This window comes from Arthrobacter sp. B2a2-09 (assembly GCF_027587375.1).
Lineage (GTDB): Bacteria > Actinomycetota > Actinomycetes > Actinomycetales > Micrococcaceae > Arthrobacter.
Map to the genome: position 1 here is coordinate 1 of NZ_JAMXIC010000017.1, position 17,878 is coordinate 17,878.

Sequence of the window (17,878 nt, forward strand, 5' to 3'; positions counted from 1 at the left end):
AGGCGTCGACAGCTCCGCCGCGATCTCCCAGGCCCTCCCCGAGGACTGGGACCCGATGGCCGCCACCCTCTAGGAATAACTCATGACCAGCTCCTCCCCTACCCCCACCAATCCTCAGAACAACCAGCCCGGGAACATGACCCTTGGTGTTGCCGCGATCGGCTACGCGTTCATGGGCAAAGCCCATTCGAACGCGTGGCGGAACGTGGCCAGCTTCTTCGACGTTCCGGCCTTCGAGCAGAAAGTGCTCGTGGGCCGGGACCCGGAACAGGTTGCCGAGGCCGCGGCGAAGTACGGGTGGAGCGAGTCCGCCACGGACTGGCGCGCCGTCCTGGAACGCGATGACATCCACATCGTGGATATCTGCGCCCCGGGCTGGATGCACGCCGAAATCGCCATCGCGGCGCTGGAAGCGGGCAAGCACGTGCTCGTGGAAAAGCCGCTCGCGAACACCCTGGCCGAGGCCGAAGCCATGACGGAAGCCGCGCGCGCCGCCCGTGCGCGCGGCATCCAGTCCATGATTGGCTTCAACTACCGCCGCGTACCGGCACTCGCCCTGGCCCGCGAGCTCATCGCGGAAGGCAGGCTCGGCACGGTCCGGCACGTCCGGGCCGCCTACCTGCAGGACTGGCTCGTGGACGCCGATTCCCCCATGACCTGGCGGCTGCGCAAGGAAACCGCCGGATCCGGGGCCCTGGGCGACATCGCCTCCCACGCCATCGACCAGGTCCTGTTCCTGCTCGGGGACACCGTCACCGAGGTCTCAGGCCGGCTGCACACCTTCGTGGACAGCCGCCCCGGCAAGGACGGACCGGAACAAGTAACGGTCGACGACGCCGCCTGGGCCACCCTGACCCTCGCCTCCGGGGCCGTCGCCTCCGTGGAAGTCTCCCGCATGGCCACCGGGAAGAAGAACTCACTCACCATGGAAATCTACGGCGACAAGGGCTCGCTGCTGTTCGACCTGGAATCCATCAACGAGCTCGGTTTCCTGGACGCCACAGTGCCGGTCCGGGAGCAGGGCTTCCGCCGGATCCTCGTCAACGAACCCGAACACCCCTACATGGACGCCTGGTGGCCGCAGGGCCACGTGATCGGCTGGGAACACACCTTCACCCACGAAATCCGCGACTTCCTCTTGGCTGTGGCGGACGGGACCCCGCCCTCGCCCTCGTTCGAAGAAGGCCTCGCTGTCCAGCAGGTCCTGGCCGCCATCGAGGAATCCGCCGACGCCAAGTCCGCCATCATCCAGGTCGCCGGCCACTGATCAACCCGGCCACTGAAAACCGCCGGCCCTCCGGCCTTCCCCTCCCCTGAAACTTTTCCCAAGGAGAACCAATGCCCCGCCCGTACACCCTGTTCACCGGCCAGTGGGCCGACCTGCCCTTCGAGGAAGTCGCGCGCCTGGCCTCCGGCTGGGGCTATGACGGCCTGGAAATCGCCGTGTCCGGGGACCACCTGGACGCCTGGCGCTGGGACGAACCCGGCTACGTCGAGTCCAAACTCGCCATCCTGGAAAAGTACAACCTGAAGGTCTGGGCGATCTCCAACCACCTCAAGGGCCAGGCCGTCTGCGATGACCCCATCGACTTCCGCCACCAGGCCATCGTCGGGGCCAAGGTCTGGGGCGACGGGGATCCCGAAGGCGTCCGCCAACGCGCCGCCGAGGAAATGAAACACACCGCCCGCCTCGCCAAGGCGCTCGGGGTGGACACCGTCGTCGGGTTCACCGGCTCCTCCATCTGGCAATACGTCGCCATGTTCCCGCCCGTCCCCGAAAAAGTCATCGAGGCCGGCTACCAGGACTTCGCGGACCGCTGGAACCCCATCCTGGACGTCTTCGACGAGTGCGGGGTCCGCTTCGCCCACGAAGTCCACCCCTCCGAGATCGCCTACGACTACTGGACCACCGTCCGTACCCTGGAAGCCATCGGGCACCGCGAGGCGTTCGGGCTGAACTGGGACCCCTCGCACTTCATGTGGCAAGGCATCGACCCCGTCTCCTTCATCTGGGACTTCAAGGACCGGATCTACCACGTGGACTGCAAGGACACCAAGCTGCGCCCCACCGGCCGCAACACGGTCATGGGCTCCCACCTGCCCTGGGGCGACCCGCGCCGCGGCTGGGACTTCGTCTCCGCCGGACGCGGCGACGTGCCTTGGGAATCAAGCTTCCGGGCCCTCACCGCGATCGGCTACACCGGACCCATCTCCGTGGAATGGGAAGACGCCGGCATGGACCGCCTCCACGGCGCCCCCGAAGCCCTCGCCGCCCTCAAAAAATACGACTTCCCGCCCTCCCAGACCAGCTTCGACGCCGCCTTCAGCCAGGACTAAGCGTCCACTACAGTTCGCGCGAACTGGCAGCAGATGACCTCAAAATTCGATTTTGCGGGCATCTGCTGCCAGCTCGCGCCCCGGTTTCTCCCACACGACGAAAGGACATCCGCATGTCTCGGACCACAGCACCTGACGAGGGCGGATTCGTCGAGGAAGCGCAGTGATACGGACACTTCGGCCTGGCCAGCGCTGCGAGGTATGGATCGTCTCCCCCACCGGCACTTCGGAACTGGCCTTCACCACGGACAACATCCTGCTGGAGGCGCCGAACTGGACGCTCGACGGCGGTGCCCTCATCCTCAACGGGGACGGCGCCCTGTGGAGATTGGATCTTTCCGGAGGAGGACTCGAAAGGGTAGCCATCAACGGCATCCCGGACCTCAATAACGACCACGTCCTCGCACCCGACGGCGCCAACATCTACCTCTCGGCGAATGACGGCCACATCTACCACGCAGCCCTCGACGGCGGAGAAGCCACGAAGATCACGTCGGATGATGGGTGGTTTCACTTCCTGCACGGCGTCAGCCCGGACGGACAGACGCTCGCCTATGTGGGAATAGAAGCCGGGGATTTCACCCAGCCGGGCCGGCTGATGACGATTCCGGCAGGGGCCGGCCCAGCTACCGCAATCGACGTCGACGGGCACTGCGATGGCCCCGAGTATTCGCCCGACGGCGAATGGCTGTACTTCAATACCGAGGCCTTCACGGACCGGCCGGGCCACGCACAACTCGTCAGGGTGCGGGCCAGCAAGGAAAGCACGGCAGAACGCCTGCTCCAAAGCGACACCGTCGACTGGTTCCCGCACCTCTCGCCCGACGGGCGCCTGGCCAGCTACATCCGCTTCCCCAGCGGCACGGTAGGCCACCCCGCGGACCTGCCGGTCGACGTCGTCGTTGTTTCCACTAGCGATTGGGCTACGCCGCTCCATACGTGGCCCCTCTTCGGCGGCCAGGGAACCCTCAATGTCAACAGCTGGTCCCCCGACTCCACCCGCTTCGCGTTTGTCGCCTATCCAGAAAGAACGCCATGATCCGTCACACGGTTACCTTCTCCCTCATCCACGAGCCCGGATCCTCCGGGGAAAGGGAATTCCTGGACGCAGCAGTCGCCACGTTGACTGCAATACCAGTGGTGCAGGACTTCCGGGTATCCCGCCAGATTTCAATGAAGAGCCCGCTCAATTTTCAGTTTGAAATGACGTTCGACGGCGCGGAGGCCTTCAACTCCTACAATGACCATCCTGCCCACGTCGGATTCGTGGAGACCCGATGGGCGAACGAAGTGTCCGATTTTCAGGAGTTCGATTTCGAACCCTACGGCCGGGAAGAACGGTAGGAGGCTTCATGGCTGACATCGCCGCTCTTGAAGCATTGGAAGCGCTTAAGCGACAGGAAGAGGAGCTGATCTTCACCTCCTTCGACCACGGAGACGCGTGGAGGCTCGGCTCGCGGCTGACCGGCATGGCACAGGCGGCCGGTCACGCGATCGGCATCGACATCCGGCGCCCCGGGCTCATCCTTTTCCGCGCTGCGCTGCCCGGCATCACCCCGGATCAGGAATCGTGGATCGCACGGAAATCCGCACTCGTTTTGCGGATGGAAGCAAGCAGCGCACTTGTCGAAGCCCGGCTGTCCTCGGCCGGTATCGATCCGGTGGCCACAGGGTGGCTCGGCGCCGACTATGCCGTGACAGGGGGCTCGTTTCCCGTGCGGGTCCGTGGCGTCGGCGTCGTCGCGGCCGTCACGACGTCGGGCCTTTCATCGAAGGAGGACCATGACCTCATTGTCGAAGGGATCCGTCAACATCTCACAGCCTAAGCAAGAACTCCCGCCAAAAAATTGTTGAACAATTCCTCCATGTGATGCATCATTGGGTGTAGGCCCCGATTGAGATCGGGATCACAAAGCCCGCCCAACGTTCCATGGAGGAACCATGTCCGCGACCACTTCGCCAAGTTCAACAAGGCGCAGCAAACCCTCGGCAGGCGCCATCAAGGCCTTCATTGCCAGCGTCACAGGCACCTCCTTGGAGTACTACGACTTCGCCATCTACTCCGTCGCCTCCGCGCTCGTCTTCCCCAAGATCTTCTTCCCCACGAACGACGAAACCACGGGCCTCCTGCTCTCCTTCTCGGCCTTCGCGGTGGGTTACCTCGCCCGGCCCATTGGCGGCGTTGTCTTTGGCCGGCTCGGGGACAAGATCGGACGCAAGAACGTCCTGGTCATCACCCTCATCCTCATTGGCGCGGCCACGGTTCTCATCGGCGCCTTGCCGGACTACCACACCATCGGCATTGGAGCCACGATCATCCTGGTCCTCCTTCGCTTGGCCCAGGGCATCGGGGTAGGCGGCGAATGGGGCGGCGCCGTACTGCTGTCCAGCGAGTACGCCAATCCCAACAAGCGCGGATTCTGGTCCTCCGCAGCCCAAATCGGGCCGCCCGCCGGGAACCTGTTGGCCAACGGCGCACTTGCCGTCCTCGCCGCCGTCATGAGCAACGAAGCCTTCATCGCATGGGGTTGGCGCGTGGCCTTCCTCAGTTCGGCCATCCTGGTTGCCTTCGGGCTCGTTATCCGGCTCAAGCTCGAGGAAACCCCGGTATTCAAGGCGATCGAGGCCACCGGCGAACGGCCCAAGGCTCCCATCAAGGAAGTCCTCACCACCCAGGTCCGCCCCCTGCTCGCCGCCGCATTGTGCCGGATCTGCCCAGACGTCTTGTACGCCTTGTTCACCGTCTTTATCGCGGTCTACGCCACCAAGGAACTGGGGATGACCACCGGCAACGTCCTAGGCGCAGTCCTGGTCGGATCAGCTTTCCAACTGTTCCTGATCCCGGCCGCGGGAGCCGTCACCGACCGGTTCAACCGCCGGCTGGTCTACGGCATCACCGCCGCGGCCACGGCCGTTTACATCCCGCTGTTCTTCCTCATGATCCAGTCCCGCTCCGTCCTGGTTCTGACTGTCGGCGTCGTGATCGGCCTCGGACTGCACGCCTTCATGTACGGCCCGCAGGCGGCCTTCATCACCGAACAGTTCCCGGCCCGGCTCCGTTATGCCGGCAGTTCCGTGGCCTACACGGTGGCGGGCGTCGTGGGTGGAGCAGTGGCACCGTTGATCTTCACGGCCCTCTACGCCGCCACCGGGAACTGGCTCCTGATCGCCGCATACTTGCTCGCCACGGCGGTGGTCACCATCATCGGCCTTGTCCTGGGCAGGGATCCCGAGCCGGATGAGGATCTTCGCCTGCTTGAGGGAGCCCGCGCTTAAGCAGCCCCGCGGCACCGCAGCCGGAACCCTCCGGCAGGCCACCGCCGTCGCTACCTTCCTGAAATGCCCCTTAAGATCAATCTTGAGGGGCATTTTTGCGCCCGCTTGCCAGAGAGGACCGCATGAGCCAGACAATCCGTGAAGCAACAGCGGACGACGCCGGACGGCTGGCCGAGCTTGCCGCCGTCACCTTTCCGCTCGCCTGCCCCCCGGACTCCTCGCCCGAAGACATCGCGGAGCACCTGCGCAGGACGCTCAGCGCGGAGAAGTTCACGGAATACCTTGCCGATCCGGACGTCACCATCCTGGCCATCGACGCCGCCGGGGAACTCCGCGGCTACAGCATGCTCGTGGCCCGCCCGGCCACCGATACCGACGTCGCTTCGGCCCTGACGCTGCTACCTTCGGCGGAACTGAGCAAGTGCTATGTGCATCCGGAACACCACGGCCTGGGTGCTGCCGCGGAGCTCATGAAGGCCACCTTGGACCGCGCTGCCGGCTCGGGTGCGGCTGGCGTGTGGCTTGGCGTCAACAGCCAGAATGCCAAGGCCATCCGCTTCTATGAGAAGAGTGGATTCAGGAAGGTCGGGACCAAGTCGTTCCGGCTGGGCGATGCCGTGGAGCACGATTTTGTGATGGAGCGGGCGGTCTAGGACGCCTAGACGCGCATTCGCGACGCGGAAATGGACCCGCGACGCGCAAACAGTTTCACGCGGCGTGGATTCGGGTAGCGCCTGCCAGTTTCTGCGTCGCACACCATTTTGCGCGTCGTGAACGCCGGGCTGTGACCAGTCCAACAGGCCGTTCCGGGAATGACCGACCTCCACTTCCGGTTGTCGCCATCATGAAGATTGAGATCTGGTCAGACGTCGCTTGCCCGTGGTGCTACATCGGAAAGCGCCGGTTCGAAACGGCCCTCGCCGAATTCCCGCACCGCGACTCGGTCGAGATCCAGTGGCGCAGCTACCAGTTGGACCCGAGCATCCCGGAACACTACGACGGCACAGAGCTCGATTACCTCAGCAAGCGCAAGGGTATGGACCCCGCACAGGTCAGCCAGATGTTCGAGCACGTGGCGTTGCAAGCAAAGGGCGAGGGCCTCAACTACCGTTTCGACGACGTCGTGGTGGCCAACAGCTTCACGGCACACCGCCTCATCCACTTGGCCGCCGCCCACGGCAAGCAGGACAAAGCCAAAGAGCAGCTCCTGAGCGGCCATTTTGAACACGGCAAGGACATCGGAAACCAGGAATACCTGGCCAAGCTCGGCAGCGACTTGGGCCTGCCGGAAGCCGAAATCGCCGAGTTGTTCAGCACGGACAAGTACGCAGAGGACGTCCGCGGCGACATCGCCGAAGCCCGGATGCTCGGCGTCACCGGCGTGCCCTTCTTCGTCATCGACCGCAAGTATGGCCTCTCCGGCGCGCAGCCCTCCGAGGTCTTCACCCAGGCCCTCACGCAGGCATGGCAAGAAGCGAATCCACTGGTCGCCGTCGGCAGCCCCGACGCCGAAGCCTGCGGCCCGGACGGCTGCGCGATCTAAGATTTCCGGGCGAACTGGCAGCAGATGACCCCAAAATCGCCTCCAGGGGTCATCTGCTGCCAGCTCGTGCCGGGCACGGGCGGTGCCGTAGCGCTTTATCGTCCTGCACTCCTTTCGTAGCGGAGACCGTGCCCAAACCGGAAGAGCGGCGCGGCGGTGTCAAAGGGCACATCGGGGCGGCTTGCCTCGATTGCTGCCATGCTTGAGGGGAGCTCGATCGGAAGCGATCCCTGTGGCTGCACTTCGCCAAAGAGCACATCGAGCAGGGCACTGCCACTCGCGCCGAAGTTCACGACGGCGGCTGCAACTTCGTCGATAAAAGGTGTGAGGATCGCCGGCCGGTCGAGGAAGACGTCCACAACCGTCGGCACAGTCGCGGCGAGAGCACGCAGTCGATCCACTTGCTCGGCCGGGAAGTCCAATGAACCCGAGTGGAAGAAGTTCTCGAACGTTGTAGCGCGCGGTTCAAACGGCGCCTGCAAGCGCAAAATCGCAACGTCGGCCTCCTGAGGGGTCTCGACAACCGTCCCGTACGGGGCGGCAATAGCCGGGTCGACGCCCTCAAGATAGAGTTTCATTCCCCGGGCCAGTGGGAGCGTGGGGGTCTCCCCCGTGTTCGTGAGCAGTGTGATCGCCGCCCGCTGCGCGGCCTCACCCGCTGCGCGGAACCCTGCGTTTCCGACGACGGATTCCGCCCGTTCAACGTCAACAAGCGGCGCATCGAACAGGCCGAGGACAAACTTTTCGCGCAACAGCCTGCGAGCAGAGACGTCGATGCGCTCTTCGCTCACGTCGCCGCTGAGCACCAGCTCGACCAGCAGCTCCGGGATGGCCTCGCCGCCGAACTGGTCTGCGCCTGCCTCCAGGACCTTGAGCATGCGCTCACGCGTCGAAAGATGCTCCACGCCCCACGCCCGTGCGGGGAATGGCTCGCCCATGATCGCCGCATCGCTGAGCAGGCCCCAGTCGGTGCAGACAATGCCATCAAAGCCGTAGCGCCCACGCAGCAGGCCGGTGATGACGCTCTTGTTGAAACCGAAGCCCACCTCCTCATGTTCAGTACCGACGGGCATACCGTAGTACGGCATGATCTGGCTCGTTCCTGCCTCGAATGCGGCCTCGAACGGCTTCAGGTGGTGGTCAAAATTGTCCCCGGGGTAGACCTGTTCCCGGCCATAGGCGAAATGTGGATCCTCCCCGTCCTTTTGGGGGCCACCGCCGGGAAAATGCTTGGTCATGGTGGCAACGGATTCAGGGCCGAGCCGTTCCCCCTGGAACCCTCGGATGTATGCCGCGCCGAGTCGTCCGGCGAGGTCCGCGTCTTCGCCGAAGGTGCCGATCTGGCGCGACCAGCGCGGTTCGGTCGCGAGGTCGATCTGCGGGTGCAGCGCGACACGAAGCCCGACGGCGGTGTATTCCTGGCGGGCGATGTCGCCGAATCGCTCCACGAGCCCCTCATCACCGATCGCGCCCAGCCCGAGCGGCTCTGGCCATCGCGAGAACGGACCGGCCATCATCGCCGTCCCCGGATTGTCGGTGAACGAATGCCGCGGGTCTGTCGAGAGCGTCACGGGAATGCCCAGACGCGTGGAGGCCGCGAGTTCCTGCAGGCGGTTGTGCCACTCGGCCATCTGCCGGGCCGTCGGCGCTGCACCCAGCACATTGAAGTGCGTCATTTGTTTGCCGAGCACGTACTCCTGGGTCGACGGTAAGCCAAACATCGGATCCGCGCCGGCAAGCTCCCCATCTTCGCCAATCGTGATCATGGTCTGAAAGAAGAGCCCGGCTTTCTCCTCAAGGGTCATCTGCCGGAGGAGACGCTCAACGCGCTCTTCCACCGGGACGGACGCGTCACGGAAACTCGTGTCGACGTCGTTCGAACTCAGTTTGGCTGTGGTGTCGTTCATAATTCGGTTCATTCCTTTGGTGCTGTGGGCTGGTGCGACGCGCGAAGGGGCGTCGAGCTGCCTGAAAGGGGTATCGGTAGCCAGCAGGGGTTATCCAGCGATGGGGGCGGTTTGGAACGTCCGCACGTCCGCATATCCGTCGGCGATGTTGGAAGACGGAACGTCATACATCCGCGTCTCGCGAGTATCTGGATCCCATGCTTCCCAGCCGGGCTGCCCGTCGCGGATAAACGAGACGGCGGCGCCGTGCACATCGGCGGCCAGGCTTTGGGGAGGTTCGGATCCGGTGATCGCGTGGACGCGCTCGGCTGCGAGCACATCGAAGAAGAACGGCACGTCGAGGCAGTGGCCAGCGTCGCCGGTGATCGGGGATCGCCAGCCGAAGCGGTAGAGCCAGGTCGGCGCGGTGGACCCCGCGCGCGCTTCGGCCAGGTGTAGCGCCGGTGCGCGGAACATCCGGTCCGTGACGAACTGGCCGAGCATCTGCGCGGTGCCAAGACCGGGGTGTCCTGCGTTGTAGCTTTCCGCAGCCTCTGGGGAGACTCCCAGCCTGAGGAGGATGGCAGGCTCCGCCACCGACGGCAAATGGTCCTTGGCACCAGCGAGCATCATGTTGAACTCGTGGTCCGTGGCGCCGAGCAGGAGCGCCTTGTCGGCGCCTTGACCTGCACGCAGGGCGTCCATGGTTGATCGCGGAACGAGGTCACCGTCAATCACCGGGCCAAGTACAAGGCCGTCACCGAGAAGCGCAGTGAGCCCTGAGAGCGGGTCCGCGCTTTCCTGCTCCTGACCCACCGAAGAGACCTGCGCCTGCAGTTCAAGCACACGCTCTTCGGCGAGTGCGGCAAGACCAGCCCTTGTCGCCTGGACCCCGCCGAGCCAGGCCAGGCGGCGGCCGGTTGCCTCCGACTGGTCTAGAGACATCTCAGTGGGAGGACCGGAGAGCGAGATGACCTGACTAAACAATGCCTGTGCGCGTGGAACGGAGAGCAGCGTGAGTACTGCACCGCCGCCTGCGGACTGGCCCGCGATAGTGACCCGGGACGGGTCGCCGCCGAAGGCCCTGATGTTGTCGCGCACCCACTCCAGCGCGAGGATCCAGTCAAGGACGCCGCGGTTGTGCGGGGCATCGGAAATCCAACCGAATCCGTCGAATCCCAGGCGGTAGGAAATGCTGACCGTCACGACGCCGTCGCGGTTGAACGCCGCGCCGTCATACCAAGGGCTTGCAGGCGATCCGGCAACATATCCGCCGCCGTGGATCCACACGAGCACGGGAAGCCCTCCGTCCGCGGGCTCGGCTGGGCTCGGTGTGAAGACGTTGACGTTCAGGGTCGACTCACCCGGGATGGAGGGTTCGGGGATGATCGTCACTTCGGAGAGGGCAACACGCTGCGGCGTCGCTGCGAACTCCAAGGCGTCGCGCACACCGTCCCACGGCCGGTGCGGTACCGGCGGAGCGAAGCGCAGATCGCCGACGGGCGGCTCAGCGAAGGGGACGCCGAGGAAGGCAGCAGAGCCTTCCCGCCAGCGGCCGCGAACGGCGCCCGCCGTCGTCGTAATTTCAATGGTCTGCAGGGTATCAGAGGTGTTTGTCACGGTAAGTCTCCTAGCGGACGCTCTTGATCGGGACGATCACGAATGCGGCAATGGCGACGGCGACCATGCCGAAGATGAACAATGCGGGGTATCCACCCAAGGATCCGATCAGCACGGCCGCGATGGCTGGGCTGAGTGCCTGAGGGATGTTGGTGGCCACGTTGAGGATGCCTAGATCCTTGGCAGCCGCCGTTCCCCCGCCGGGAAGGACCTCGGTCATGAGCGCGGTGTCGCATGCCATGTAGAGGCCGAAACCGAAGCCGTTCACGGCGGACATAATGATCATTCCGGTGAGCGTGGGCATGACGAGCGGGATGACGAGGCTGGCAATCATGATGGCCGAAGCAACGTAGATGAAGATCTTCCGCCTGCCGAGCTTGTCGCTGAGCCAGCCGGCGAGCCATACCGAGACGAGGGTGGTGACAAGCGACGCGATACTCAGCAGGCCGATGGCGCCGTTGGCCTCGTCCATGCTCATCCCCACGTAGTCGGTAAGAATGAACAGCTGGTAGGTGAAGGTCACGAAGTAGCCGAGGATGAACAAGAAGCGCGCGGCGAATGCCCAGGCGAAGTCCGGGTGCCGGCGTGGGCTGATCCAGAATCCGGTAAAGAAGTCCTTCCAGCTGAACTTCGGGTGCACCGTGTTCTTGCTGGAGAAGTCCCGGTTGAAGAGCACAAACAGCAGCGCGCTGATGAGGACGGCAGCTCCGAAGACGGTGTATCCCAGACCAACGTTGTTGGCCAGCTGCCCGGCCAGGATCACGCCGGCCGTGCCACCAATAGTTGTACCAATTCCGACCATGGCGGACGCCACACCACGTCGGCTGCGCGGAAACCGGTCGGGTGTTATGGCCGAGAGCGGTCCCTGGAGTGCGTTGAGCGAGACCTGGATGATGACCCAGAGGATCGCGATCCACAGGATCGACTGCAAACCACCGAGCCCGGCAAGGAAGATGGCGCCGATGGCCGCTCCGATAATCATCCAAGGTGCCCGGCGGCCCATCCGGCTGCGCGTGCGGTCGCTGAATGCGCCGACCACTGGCTGGGCAAAGAGTGTGAAAACAAACGATACGGTCGTCACGATCGCGAGATTGCTGACCTTGTTTGCCGGGTCGATCGCGGTTACTTGATTGGGCAAGAGGACCACGATGAGCCCCGAGTATGCGGCGAACAGCGCGAGCGAAGTGATGGCGATTGAGGGCAGCAGCGTGCGCGACGGTGGCGGGCTGGTGGCTGCCGATGTTGCGACGGCAAACGGCTCGGTACTTGGGTAGGCGGCTGCGGTTGTGGACGGATCGGCGGAACCGGTCCTGGTTGATGGAGTGGGCACAACTCTCCTCTTCATTGAGAAAGTTACGGCGTGGGGGGTCGTGCTGCACGAGAACCGATTAGCACTTGGGAATGAGTATGCGCCGCTCCCACATATAATTCAAGGGTTAAATTATGTATTCATATGAAGGGGATCCTGTAGCAGCCTGTCGCGTGCGGCCCATACCGCCCCGAGGAGCGCCGCATCATCGCCCAGCTGGCCCGACACAATCTCCGGCTCATCCCAGGGCTGGGTGCCCGCAATGATTGGACGGTTGCCGGCAAAGGCCTTCCTGACCGGCCCGGTCAAACCGGCCCAATACCCTCCGAGCATGACCACCTGGGGATCAAGGGACATGGTGAGTATGTGCAGAGTGCGGGCGACCCAAATCGCTGCTTCCTCCCACGCGGCGGTGGCCTGCTCATCAGCGCTTGCGATGCGACGCGTCAACTCCGCCAGGGCACTGGTCAAGCCGTTCTTTTCCAATTCCCCGCCGAGACCAGCCGCTTCGAGCACAACGTCGGGACCGGCAACCGTGACAAGGCAACCGCGCTGGCCACAGGGGCACTGGGCGCCGTCGTGATCCACGGGTAGGTGCCCAAACGCGCCGGCGAGACCATGGGCTCCTTCGACGAGCCGCCCGTCGACGATCATTGCCCCACCGATACCTGAATTGCTCTTCAGATAGAGCATGTCCCCCACACCGGTCAGCCTGCTGTGTTCCGCCAGTGCCGCGACAGGGGCGTCCGCGCTAAGCCGGGCAATGTCCGGCATTCCGGGGACACGCTTCCCGAGCCCGCCAAGCACATCGACCGTCCCCCAAGCGAGATCGGTGTCCGCGATCACCTGGGCAGGGTCCCCTCCCACAGGGGCAAACACGACGACGGTCAGGTCGGCAATCCGACGGCCGGCTCCGGCTGCCGCCGCCAGCGCGCGATCAAGCACCCTCGCAAGCACATCGAGCACAGGCTCAGGATCACCCATCGGCCTGCCGTGGTGTTCAGCAAACCGGAACAGGGTGTCGCCCGCGAGGGAGACCAGCAAAGCGGTGGCTTGATCGGCGTCGAGCTGCAGCGCAAGGATCGCAATGTCAGCCGCGGCGAGTTCGAGGAGGGTGAGTGGCCGGCCCTTTCCACCGTCGGCTACCGTCTCCGTCGCACGCAGGACGCCTGCATCTGTGAGCAACTTAGCCAGTGCGGTGACCGCCCCGCGCGTCAGCCCCGTGCCGTCCGCGATCTGGCTACGGGAGCTCGGCCCGTTCGAGACGAGGTAGCTGGCCACAATGCCGAGATTGTGACGGCGCACGTCACCACTGACGAGCGAGTTTGCGGAGTCAATGGCCGGGCCACTGGAGCCTGATGTTTGGGTGCTCATGTGGCTAGCTTCGCACACACCCAACTTTGCTGACAGATCCCTGTAAAGTGTCTGTATGCCTAGGATTACGGCCGCCACCAACGCGGCGCAACGCGCTGAAACCCGACGCCGGGTCCTGACAGCTTTCGGCGAACTGCTCTTCACCCACGGCCTCCCCGGCTTGACCATGACCGACGTCGCGCGGCATGCTGGCGTCGGCCGGACTGCGGTGTACAACTACTACGCCGACATGGAACAGCTCCTCATCGCGTACGCCTTGGACGAGACCGAGCGATTCTTGGGCGACCTGCGCGAATCCCTCGCCGCACTACAGAACCCGGTGGACCGTCTGGCCCTTTACGTGCGCGCACAGGTGGAAGACCTGAGCCGACGGCACCTCCCGCCGGGCCCTGCGATGGCGGCTGTCCTCTCCCCCGCATCCTTTGCGAAATTGGCCGATCACGTCGGCGAACTCAACCTGCTGCTCCAGGACATCCTGCGCGACGGAATCGCCGCCGGCTACCTCCCGCCCACCGACGTCGGCCAGCTCGCCAGGCTCATCCACGGAACTCTTTCCTCCAGCGCGGCACGCGGCAATGCCGCGAACGGAGCGGAGCTGGACGAGCTTGAGGAGCGGCTGGTCCAGACCGTGCGGTTCATCCAGTTGGGCGCGGGAGCAAGGTTCGACGACGACGGCCGGCCCGCGCGCTTGGCGTGACTCTGCCGCCGGGGGCTGGCGCAGTTCGCGGGGGCTGGCGCAGTTCGCGGAAGCCGGGGCTAAGGCGTCGGAATCACCGGAAGCTTCGCATTGTCGGCAATCCGCTGCTCCTCGCGGGGACAACTGAGCTTGCCCGGGGTATTGTCCACGAGTTCCGGTGGAACCAGTGCCGAGAAGCCGGGGGCGAGGATGACGTCCACGGACGCATCCGTGCGTTGGTCCTGGAAGTAGTCGGTGCCGGCGAGGTTCCTCTGGATGTTGAACGCTGCCGCTTGCCCGCTGGATCCCGAAACCACTACGGCCGGGCCGGTGTAGCTGGTGGTGGAGTTATCGACGCTGCCCACGTTGTATCCCCGGGCCTTCAACTGGTCTGCCACGCTCTTGGCCAGGCCGGCCCTGCCGGCGGCGTTGTAGACATTGACGCTGACCTTGTTGTTGGGCGTGTAATCGAAAACAGTCGTCGGACACACGGCCGCCGGCGCCTTGCTGGCAACGGCGGAGGGGAATCGGATCACGCCGTTCATGACCGCCCAGGCGCCCACGAGCCCGGCAACGATCACTCCGACGAGCAGCGCGAGAACGATCCCGTGCAAGAGGCGGCGGCTGAACCACCCCGGATGGCTCTCCGGTCCAGGAGCATCGGCAAAAGTTGCCCGGAGTTCCGGCCCCGTGACAACGCGATGACCGTGCAGGCTCGTCACATCTTTGGGACGTTTCCGGCGCTTCCTCGGATCCGCGTTCTCGGGCACTGCCACCTGCTCTTCCGGGATTGTTTCGTTAACCATCTATCACCAGGACCCGGGCGTGGATGGCCGTCCGCTGGTGGAGCGCAGTCCGGACGGCACGGTGCAGCCCGTCTTCGAGATACAACACACCTTGATACTGCACCACATGCGGGAAAAGGTCGCCGAAAAAGGTCGAATCCTCAGCCAGCAGCGCTTCCAGGTCAAGGGTGCGCTTGGTAGTGACAAGTTCATCAAGCCGGACCGGACGCGGGGGCAGCGAAGCCCAGTCCTTGGGCGTGGAAAAACCATGGTCAGGGTACGGGCGTCCCTCGCCCACAGCTTTGAATATCACTGTGCAAGCCTAAAGAAGTAAGGCGTCCAAGGGAACTTGTGAGAAGTCGGCCACCAAGGTTGTGGCCAAAAGGTAACCGTTGGCGAACGGTACGCGCTGAAACGGTGCCGCCTACCGCCGTCGGCCGCCGCCTGCCGCCGCCTGGTGCCGCCTACCGCCGTCGGCCGTCACACCGCTGCCGCCATGACGCCGGACTGACAGAATGGGATCATGACTGCTTCAACGCCAGGCACGCACCCGGCTGCTCCCGCCCTCGCACTTCTCCTCGACGTCGACGGCCCTGTCGCGAGTCCAGTGACGCGCGATGTGAAGCCGGAAATCATCGCCGACCTTGTGGGCTTGGCATCCGCAGGCATCCCCGTCATTTTCAACACCGGCCGCTCAGACGCTTTCATCCGCGAGCAGGTCATGGTGCCCATGATCGCCGCCGGAATGCCTGCGGGAACGGTGGTCCACGCGATCTGCGAGAAGGGCGCTGTGTGGTTCAGCTACACTTCGGGCGGCCCGGGACCCATCCATGTGGACCATGACCTTGCTGTTCCGAAGGCCTACGGCGACGACGTCCGCCGCATGGTGGCAGAGGACTATGCGACGCACATGTTCTTCGATGAGACAAAGCGCGCCATGGTGTCGGTGGAGCAGCATCTGGACGTCTCAAGTGACGACTACCTGGCCGAGCAGAAGCTCTTTGACGCCGATGCTTTGGAACTCATGGGCAGGCACGGGCTCTCCGCCGCGCTCCTGGATCACCACGCACCAGGATCCGACGACGCCGCCGACTACCGCCTGGATCCCACCATCATCTCCACGGACATCGAGTCCATCCGGCTCGGTAAGGATCTCGGCGCAAGCCGCGCGGTGGAGCTCCTTGCCGCCCAAGGCATCACCCCGCAGGCCTGGCGGACTGTGGGCGATTCGCGCACAGACTACGCCATGGCGGATTGGCTCCACCACAATGACCACAGCGTCAAGCACGTCGACGTCCGGCCCGCGGACGGCGTGCCCAACAAGCCCTACGATGTTCTTACAGCCACAGACCTCGGCTTGGGCGAGGACGTCATTCACGACGACGCCGGAGGCGCATTCCTGCGCAGTTGGCGTGAAGCCTTGGTGGGCTAAGTTCACTGAGGCCGCGCCAACCACAACCTTTCGGAGAAAAGCCATCACAGACATGGACCAGCAAGCAATCTACTTCGGTAGCCCCGCCTCCGACGACGATGCGGTCGTTCCTGAACCGACGTCGCCCGCAGTCGAAGCGCGCCTCAAGCACCGCGCCGACGTCGTCCGCCATCGCGGCCGTTATAGCTTGCTGAACCAGAACCGTACCCCGCAGGAGGTGATGGTCGAAGACCTTCTCGTTATTCGCGCTGCACTGGACGCGGCCGGGCTGGACGTCATCCTGGTCCGCGGCAACGATCACCGGCCTGTGATCGCCGTCGACTGGAAGCTCCGGAAGAAACTGCGCCAGGCTTTGGTCAACGCTTTCCGGAACGAACCGTTCTACTCCATGACCGTGGATGCGCGGAAGAAATCCACGTTGCTGGTGGCCGACGGCGAGCTCTCCAGCAACCGGAAGGCCCGGATTTTCCGGCTCTTCCGTCCGCGCGTGGAACCCGGGGGCGGGTTGACCTACGGTCCATCGCTGGGCGTGCAACTGGAATTGTGGGAGTTCGACGGCGAACAACTCGTGTTGCCGGTGGAAAACTCCCTGACGCGGCGAACCATGCTGCGCCAGGACGCTGTCCGGGGCACGGTGGAACGCCACGGGCTGAGCTGGCCGACCATCGAGAACATGTTCGCGGACCACGCGAGCGACATCGACTTCGACGTCGACATCGTCTTTTCATGGGTGGACGGCAACGATCCCGCGTACATCGCGGCCCGCCGCGAGCAGATGAAAGACGCAGTCGTGGGCGAGGGCGATGCCCACGAGGCCCGTTTCCGGCAGATCAACGAGCTCAAATATGCCCTGCGCTCGGTCTACATGTATGCGCCCTGGATTCGCCGGATCTACATCGCCACGGACTCCCCCGCGCCAGAGTGGCTGGCCGAGCACCCGAGCGTCAAGATCATGCGCAGCGAGGAGTTCTTCAAGGACCCCACGGTGCTGCCCACCCACAATTCCCAGGCCGTGGAATCCCAGTTGCACCATATTGAGGGCCTCTCCGAGCACTTCCTGTATTCCAACGACGACATGTTCTTCGGCCGGCCCGTAGCACCGGACATGTTCTTCACTCCCGGCGGAATCACCAAGTTCATCGAAGCTTCCACACGGATCGGACTGGGAGAGAACGACGCCGAACGCAGCGGCTTCGAGAACGCTGCCCGCGTCAATAGGAAGCTCCTCTGGGAGCGCTTCGGGCGGATCACCACACGCCACTTGGAGCACACCGCCGCACCCCTTCGCCGCAGCGTGATCTCCGAGATGGAGCGTGAGTTTCCGGCCGAGTTCGCCAAGACGGCGGGCAGCAGGTTCCGTGCGGCGGACAACATCTCCGTGACCAACTCGTTCTACCACTACTACTCGTTGCTCACGGGCCGGGCAGTGACGCAGACGGCAGCCAAGGTCAAGTATGTGGACACCACCCTGTGGTCCGGGCTGCACTATCTGCCCACGTTGCTCGCCAAGCGCAACGTGGACTTCTTCTGCCTCAACGATGGCAGCTTCCCCGAGGTGGCTGCCGACGAACGGGCCGGGCTCGTGACGGACTTCATGGAGAAGTACTTCCCGGTCAAGGCACCGTGGGAGAAGTAGCCCT

General features: G+C 64.3%; 17 protein-coding genes. 11 read left to right on the forward strand and 6 right to left on the reverse strand.

All coding sequences use genetic code 11. The features are described 5' to 3' along the window. Positions 1 to 82: 82 nt before the first annotated feature. The 8 genes from NFJ07_RS16900 to NFJ07_RS16935 all read left to right on the forward strand — a co-directional run bounded on the left by NFJ07_RS16900 (position 83) and on the right by NFJ07_RS16935 (position 7,156). The gene (locus NFJ07_RS16900; protein WP_269996029.1) at positions 83 to 1,267 is read left to right on the forward strand and encodes a Gfo/Idh/MocA family protein; all 1,185 of its coding nucleotides are present in this window, start codon (positions 83 to 85) and stop codon (positions 1,265 to 1,267) included. A 71-nt stretch (positions 1,268 to 1,338) separates the two neighbouring features. Then, positions 1,339 to 2,337, forward strand: a complete 999-nt coding sequence (locus tag NFJ07_RS16905; RefSeq protein WP_269996030.1) for a sugar phosphate isomerase/epimerase family protein — start codon at positions 1,339 to 1,341, stop codon at positions 2,335 to 2,337. Between the two features lie 163 nt (positions 2,338 to 2,500). After that, positions 2,501 to 3,376 carry a TolB family protein gene (locus NFJ07_RS16910; protein WP_269996031.1) on the forward strand — a complete coding sequence of 292 codons (876 nt, stop codon included), beginning with the start codon at positions 2,501 to 2,503 and terminating at the stop codon, positions 3,374 to 3,376. After that, entirely contained in the window at positions 3,373 to 3,681 is a 309-nt protein-coding gene (locus tag NFJ07_RS16915; protein ID WP_269996032.1) for a Dabb family protein, read from the forward strand. Before NFJ07_RS16910 ends, NFJ07_RS16915 begins: the two co-directional genes overlap by 4 nt. A gap of 8 nt (positions 3,682 to 3,689) precedes the next feature. Then, positions 3,690 to 4,163 carry a heme-degrading domain-containing protein gene (locus NFJ07_RS16920; RefSeq protein ID WP_269996033.1) on the forward strand — a complete coding sequence of 158 codons (474 nt, stop codon included), beginning with the start codon at positions 3,690 to 3,692 and terminating at the stop codon, positions 4,161 to 4,163. Positions 4,164 to 4,278: 115 nt separating this feature from the next. Further along, a complete protein-coding gene (locus NFJ07_RS16925; protein ID WP_269996035.1) occupies positions 4,279 to 5,613 on the forward strand; it encodes an MFS transporter in 1,335 nt (444 codons plus the stop codon). 122 nt (positions 5,614 to 5,735) lie between these two features. Continuing rightward, positions 5,736 to 6,266, forward strand: a complete 531-nt coding sequence (locus NFJ07_RS16930; RefSeq protein WP_269996036.1) for a GNAT family N-acetyltransferase — start codon at positions 5,736 to 5,738, stop codon at positions 6,264 to 6,266. A 191-nt stretch (positions 6,267 to 6,457) separates the two neighbouring features. Further along, positions 6,458 to 7,156: a DsbA family oxidoreductase gene (locus NFJ07_RS16935; protein ID WP_269996037.1), complete on the forward strand. Its 699-nt coding sequence runs from the start codon at positions 6,458 to 6,460 to the stop codon at positions 7,154 to 7,156. A gap of 95 nt (positions 7,157 to 7,251) precedes the next feature. Here NFJ07_RS16935 and NFJ07_RS16940 read toward each other — a convergent pair whose 3' ends face one another. From NFJ07_RS16940 to NFJ07_RS16955, 4 genes are all read right to left on the reverse strand, one after another. Beyond that, the gene (locus NFJ07_RS16940; RefSeq protein WP_269996038.1) at positions 7,252 to 9,063 is read right to left on the reverse strand and encodes a glycoside hydrolase family 3 protein; all 1,812 of its coding nucleotides are present in this window, start codon (positions 9,061 to 9,063) and stop codon (positions 7,252 to 7,254) included. A gap of 90 nt (positions 9,064 to 9,153) precedes the next feature. Further along, positions 9,154 to 10,662: a carboxylesterase/lipase family protein gene (locus NFJ07_RS16945; protein ID WP_269996039.1), complete on the reverse strand. Its 1,509-nt coding sequence runs from the start codon at positions 10,660 to 10,662 to the stop codon at positions 9,154 to 9,156. A gap of 10 nt (positions 10,663 to 10,672) precedes the next feature. Beyond that, the gene (locus NFJ07_RS16950) at positions 10,673 to 11,992 is read right to left on the reverse strand and encodes an MFS transporter (RefSeq protein ID WP_269996040.1); all 1,320 of its coding nucleotides are present in this window, start codon (positions 11,990 to 11,992) and stop codon (positions 10,673 to 10,675) included. A 111-nt stretch (positions 11,993 to 12,103) separates the two neighbouring features. Continuing rightward, entirely contained in the window at positions 12,104 to 13,345 is a 1,242-nt protein-coding gene (locus NFJ07_RS16955) for an ROK family transcriptional regulator (protein ID WP_269996041.1), read from the reverse strand. Positions 13,346 to 13,400: 55 nt separating this feature from the next. Between NFJ07_RS16955 and NFJ07_RS16960 the strand changes: the two genes are divergently transcribed. Next, entirely contained in the window at positions 13,401 to 14,042 is a 642-nt protein-coding gene (locus NFJ07_RS16960) for a TetR/AcrR family transcriptional regulator (RefSeq protein ID WP_269996042.1), read from the forward strand. 59 nt (positions 14,043 to 14,101) lie between these two features. Here the strand turns inward: NFJ07_RS16960 and NFJ07_RS16965 are convergent, their stop codons facing one another. Both NFJ07_RS16965 and NFJ07_RS16970 read right to left on the reverse strand, forming a co-directional pair. Beyond that, the gene (locus tag NFJ07_RS16965) at positions 14,102 to 14,743 is read right to left on the reverse strand and encodes a LytR C-terminal domain-containing protein (RefSeq protein WP_269996165.1); all 642 of its coding nucleotides are present in this window, start codon (positions 14,741 to 14,743) and stop codon (positions 14,102 to 14,104) included. A 76-nt stretch (positions 14,744 to 14,819) separates the two neighbouring features. After that, on the reverse strand, positions 14,820 to 15,119 hold the full coding sequence (locus NFJ07_RS16970; protein WP_184741705.1) for a type II toxin-antitoxin system VapB family antitoxin: 300 nt from the start codon (positions 15,117 to 15,119) through the stop codon (positions 14,820 to 14,822). A gap of 210 nt (positions 15,120 to 15,329) precedes the next feature. On the opposite strand from NFJ07_RS16970, the gene NFJ07_RS16975 reads away from it, so the two are divergent. Both NFJ07_RS16975 and NFJ07_RS16980 read left to right on the forward strand, forming a co-directional pair. After that, entirely contained in the window at positions 15,330 to 16,238 is a 909-nt protein-coding gene (locus tag NFJ07_RS16975) for a hypothetical protein (protein WP_269996043.1), read from the forward strand. Between the two features lie 52 nt (positions 16,239 to 16,290). Further along, a complete protein-coding gene (locus NFJ07_RS16980) occupies positions 16,291 to 17,874 on the forward strand; it encodes a stealth family protein (protein WP_269996044.1) in 1,584 nt (527 codons plus the stop codon). Positions 17,875 to 17,878 lie beyond the last annotated feature (4 nt).